Origin of the sequence: Caulobacter sp. DWR1-3-2b1 (assembly GCF_049895765.1) — a bacterium.
GTDB lineage: Bacteria > Pseudomonadota > Alphaproteobacteria > Caulobacterales > Caulobacteraceae > Caulobacter.
This window is the reverse complement of sequence record NZ_JAFCSZ010000060.1, coordinates 1-5,008: the sequence shown is the minus strand read 5'-3', so window position 1 is coordinate 5,008 and position 5,008 is coordinate 1. Positions and strand designations below refer to the sequence as shown.

2 protein-coding genes and 1 pseudogene are annotated in these 5,008 nt (G+C 63.5%); 2 read left to right on the top strand and 1 reads right to left on the bottom strand.

The features are described from left to right. On the top strand, positions 1–356 hold a 356-nt coding region (locus ACP69S_RS21845), incomplete at its 5' end, for an integrase core domain-containing protein (protein WP_426000810.1). A gap of 411 nt (positions 357–767) precedes the next feature. Beyond that, positions 768–4,706, top strand: a complete 3,939-nt coding sequence (locus ACP69S_RS21840; protein WP_426000809.1) for a putative Ig domain-containing protein — start codon at positions 768–770, stop codon at positions 4,704–4,706. Between the two features lie 185 nt (positions 4,707–4,891). Here the strand turns inward: ACP69S_RS21840 and ACP69S_RS21835 are convergent. Then, positions 4,892–5,008 (bottom strand): annotated as a pseudogene (locus tag ACP69S_RS21835) (IS3 family transposase); the annotation flags it as partial.

The window sequence follows — 5,008 nt, the reverse complement described above, 5'->3', positions numbered from 1 at the left end:
ACGAACGGCGCCCTCAACATCGCGGCGGTCTCGTGCACCATTCCGACCGCGGCTCGCAATACGTCAGCATCAAGTACACGGAGCGATTGGCCGAGGCTGGCATTGAGCCTTCGGTTGGCAGCGTCGGCGATAGCTATGACAACGCCTTGGCCGAGACCATCAACGGCCTCTACAAAGCCGAGGTCATCCATCGGCGTGGACCGTGGAAGTGCTTCGAGGCCGTCGAGTTCGCCACGCTGGAGTGGGTCGAATGGTTCAACAATCGCCGGCTCCTCGAGCCCATAGGTAACATCCCGCCAGCGGGAGCCGAAGCCGCCTACTATGCCGCGATCACGCCGTCCGCTATGGCGGCATGACTTAAACCAAATGGCCTCCGGCAAACTCGGCGCGGTTCAGCCAAGGGTTTTGGTCTCATCTTCGTTCCTTCGTCACTACGATGAGACCAAAACCCTCCTCTAAACGGAACCCTCAATCTGTATCAAAGGCGCTGACGGCGGACACTGAACACTACCGACATCTTGAGTTGCTCGGCATGTGACGCAATCGCACGCTTGGGAAACTCACTTTATGCCTTCAGCGCGTCCCCGCGTCGTGGCCGCAAGGACAGGATGCCCCCTCGATAGCCCTTCTGAAAGAGAATCAAATCCCATCCGTTTGATTGGGTAGCGACGTTATGTCGCTTGATTGGCCCTGCAATTCTAACCCGCGTATTAACTCTCCCGACCGTTTAAAGGGCGCCTTACGGCCAACACCTCTAGGCAACGACGATGACCGCAACGACTGGCGTACTCGGCAAGAAAACGGCTGGCCTTTGGCAGTCGATCGTCAAAGCGCTGGCAGCCATTGTCGCGATCCTAATGGTGCAATCGTCAGCATTCGCCGCTGACCTCACCTTCAACCGCGCCTATCAAGGCAGCCTGTCTGGGCAAACGTTCACCTCGACGTCGCTACTCAGTGCGGATGCCGGATCGATCCGGTTTTCGGACGGCGGAAACCAGCGCGCCTTCCAAAATACCAGCGGCACGCTGACCTATACAATTGGGGGCGTTCCCCATTCCGAGGTCGGGGTGCTCAACTCCCGTTACCCCAACGGCAATACCCAGATGAATGCGGTCGCCTTTAGCGGCGGTAGCGGTGACCGCCTACTCGTTCTTGGCGGCTCCTACTCCACGTCCAGCAGCTATAGCGGCAGCTCGAACGCCATCGTCGCTAAGCTGAACGAATATATCGATGCGACGGCGCCCGATCCCGCGGGTACAACCTTGCTGGTCAACGGCGGCTCGACGGCCACTGTGTCGGTGGGGGCGACGGCTTCCGTCGTCGTGACTGTCAAACTGTCGTCCGGGACGGCCGTTTCGGGAGCGACAGTCTCGCTGTCTGGTAGTCCGTCTGGCGGGTCGTCGATCTCGCCCTCCTCAGCTACGACGAATGCTAGCGGCCAAGCCACATTCACCGTTCAAGGCCTACAATCGGGCACCGTGACCTACACGGCGACCGCTTCGGCCAACGGCACGAGCACCACGAGTTCAAACACCGTCTCAGTCACTTTCGTCGGCGTGCGAAGCGCCGCGCAAACAACTGCGAGTGTTCCCTCTGGAACTGCGGGACGAGCGACGACGGTCATAATCACGGTCAAGGATAGTAACGGCAATACGGTGACGGGCGCGGCAAGCGGCCTCTCGCTCACCGTGGGCGGAAGCAATACTGGCGCAACGCCAAGCGCGATCACCGACAACGGTAACGGAACTTATTCTGTCACCTACACGCCCGCTGTGAGTGGCGTCGATACGGTGGCGATCACCCTGGATGGCACGGCGATTTCCGGGTCACCCTACTCGAGCACGGTCGCTGCAGCCCCGACGCCGCCAGCCATCACGACCTCGACCCTGCCGACCCCGGTCCTGGGCCAGGCCTACAGCCAGACCGTCGCCACCTCGGGCGGGACCGCGCCGATCGCCTTCACCGTCACCGGCGGCGCTCTGCCAGCTGGTCTCGGCCTCAACGCCTCGACCGGCGTGATCAGCGGCACGGCCACGGCCGCAGGCGCCTACAGCGTCACGGTCACCGCGACCGACGCCAACAGCATGACCGACGCCAAGACCTATACCGGCACGATCCTGGCCGGCGTTTCGATCACCACGGCCAGCCTGCCGACCCCGATCTTGAGCCAAGCCTACAGCCGGACGCTCGCCACTTCGGGCGGCACCGCCCCTGTGACCTTTGCGGTCACGGGCGGAGCTTTGCCGGCTGGCCTCAGCTTCAACGCCTCGACCGGCGTCATCAGCGGCACGGCCACGGCCGCAGGCGCCTACAGCGTCACGGTCACCGCGACCGACGCCAACAGCATGACCGACGCCAAGACCTACACCGGCACCATCGCCGCTGTCTTGGCTGCGCCGATCACTGGTCCGGTTTCGACCTCGGTCCTCGCGAACAGTTCGGCTAACGCCATCGTCCTAAACCTAACCGGCGGCGCTTCAACTTCGATTTCCATCGGTAGCGCGGCCGGCCATGGCGTCGCTACGACCTCGGGTCTGTCGGTGAGCTATACTCCAACGGCCGGGTATTCCGGGTCCGACAGTTTCACCTACACGGCCACGAACGCCTCGGGGACCTCGTCTCCGGCCACCATCACCGTGATTGTCGCCGCGCCAAACTTGACTTTCGGTCCGGCTCCAGGGGCCTTGCCAGGCGGGGTTGCTGAAGACCCCTATAGCCAGACGCTCTCGGTCTCTAGCGGCACGGCTCCTTACGCTTACGTGATCTCCAGCGGCGCCCTGCCTACCGGCATCAGCCTCGACGCCTCGGCTGGCGTGGTGGCCGGCGCCCCCACCACGGCCGGAGCCTACACTTTCGACGTCACCGTCACGGACGTCAACGGAGCGGTTGGGACGGCCAGCTATTCGGTTCAGATCGCCGCCGCGGCACCCGTCGCCGCCAACTCCACGTCGGCCACGGTGCCGGCCAATACGCAGACTCAAGCCGGGCAAAACGTTAGCCTCAACCTTTCGAGCCTGGTTTCGGGCGATGTCACCGAAGTGCGCATCGTCACCCAACCCAAGCACGGCTCGGTGGCCATCACTCAGACCCTCGCCATGCGCGGGGGCGGGGGCATCTTCGCCTTTGCCATGGCGTCGAGCGCGTTGATCTCTACGCCGAGCCAATTCGTGGCTGTCTACACACCCGACAAGGACTTCCAAGGCGTCGACACATTTGAGTTCGTCGCCGTGGGTCCTGGTGGCGTTTCGACGCCAGCGACCGCGACCATCACGGTTGTCGGCCGCCCCCCCGTCGCCAAGGCGCTTACCGCTGCGACCACCGACGGAAAGTTCGTATCGGTCGAGCTGACCACGGGCGCGAGCGAAGGCCCCTTCACCAGTGCGGGTCTGGGCGCGGTCACCCCGGTGGACGCCGCGACGATCAACCTGGTCCAAGGCGGAACGGAAGCGGCGCGGACCTTCCGGCTGGACGTCACGCCGAAGGTGCGGTTCGGCGGGACAATCACGGTCAACTACACGCTGACCAATATCTTCGGCGTCTCATCTCCTGCCACCGTCACCATTGAGGTCTCGGCGCGGCCTGATCCGTCCGCCGATCCCACGGTGCAGGCCATCAGTGATGCTCAGGCGGAGGCCGCGCGGCGCTTTTCGCGGGCTCAGGTCGACAACTTCATGCGCCGCGCCGAAAGCTTACACGGTGTGGACTGCCTGGTGTCGGCAAATGGGGTCCGACTGAACCCGATCGATAGGCAGAGCGGCCGCGACGAGCGCGGTCGAACCGACGGGCCCCAAGCTTCGCCTTCGGGCGACGAGAGCGCTCAGCCTGTCTCAGATGGCGCCGCCGCGAGACCTGAATCCGATAGGGCATGTCACCAAGGTCAACTGTCGGTTTGGACGGCGGGTTCTATCGAGTTGAGCACGCGTGATGCGTCGTCCAATGCCGACAAGATCCGCGCGACCAGCAGCGGCCTGACCCTGGGTGTGGACGCGAAAATCAGCGACAGGGCGAACGTCGGCCTCGGCGTCGGCTATGGCAAGGATCGCAGCCGCATCGGCGACGGGGCGGGCCGTGTCGCGGCGCAGAGCAAAGTCCTGGCCGCCTATGGCAGCTTCACCCCGGTCGATGACATGTTCATTGACCTGATGATCGCGCGCGGGTGGTTGGACTTCGATACCCGCCGCCTCGATCCGACCAGCGGCGCGACGACCTTGGGCGCACGAGACGGCCAGTTCACGACGATCGCTCTGTCGTCTGGCATCGACCGCCAGGTTGGTCAGTTGCGCTGGTCCAGCTACGGGCGACTTGAATATCTGAATGGGTCGCTGGACGCCTATCGGGAAGCTGGCGCGGGGATCTTTGATCTTCGCTTCGACGCGCGCAAAATCCGATCGACACTAGGCGTGCTCGGTGTGCGCGGGACTCACAGCCAGGCGGTTCGCGTCGGTATATTGACGAGCGGCATGCGCGCCGAGTGGCGTCACGAATTTGCTGGCGGTGCGGACCAGCGCCTGGACTACGCCGACGTCCGCGGCGCGAGCTACTACAGTCTCAAAGCACGAGGCTGGTCGCGAGACGCGTTCGTGTTCGATCCGGAGCTGGGCCTTTTGCTGCCCTCTGGATGGGAAATTGGCTTGTCCGGCGGCATTGCGGTGTCCACTGACCAAAAAGCTGTTCACGGGACCGTGGAAGCACGCAAGCGCTTCTAGGTGGGCGGCGAACCCAACTTAGAAGCTCCTGCGAGACTTGATCTTCCCTGAGGAAGTGGACGGGGGTAAGCGCTCTGCGTTCCTTCTCGGGGGAAGATCAGTGACGCCAACCTGGGTAGCGTTAAGCTGTTCCGTGTTTGTGCTTCAAAGCGTGTTCTGGCGAACAAACCTTGAGGTGAGCCCCTGATCGTGGTGCGCACCGGCTTGCCGCGGATCACGCCTCGCAGGCCCATCTGGCGCATCAGCCGCTCCACGGTGCAGCGGGCGACGGCGAAATCCTCCCGCCGCATCTGCCGCCAGAC

What these genes read in the sequence shown, in the direction of transcription:
- ACP69S_RS21840 (WP_426000809.1), top strand. Translation starts at nt 768, where the DNA reads ATGACCGCAACGACTGGCGTACTCGGCAAGAAAACGGCTGGCCTTTGG.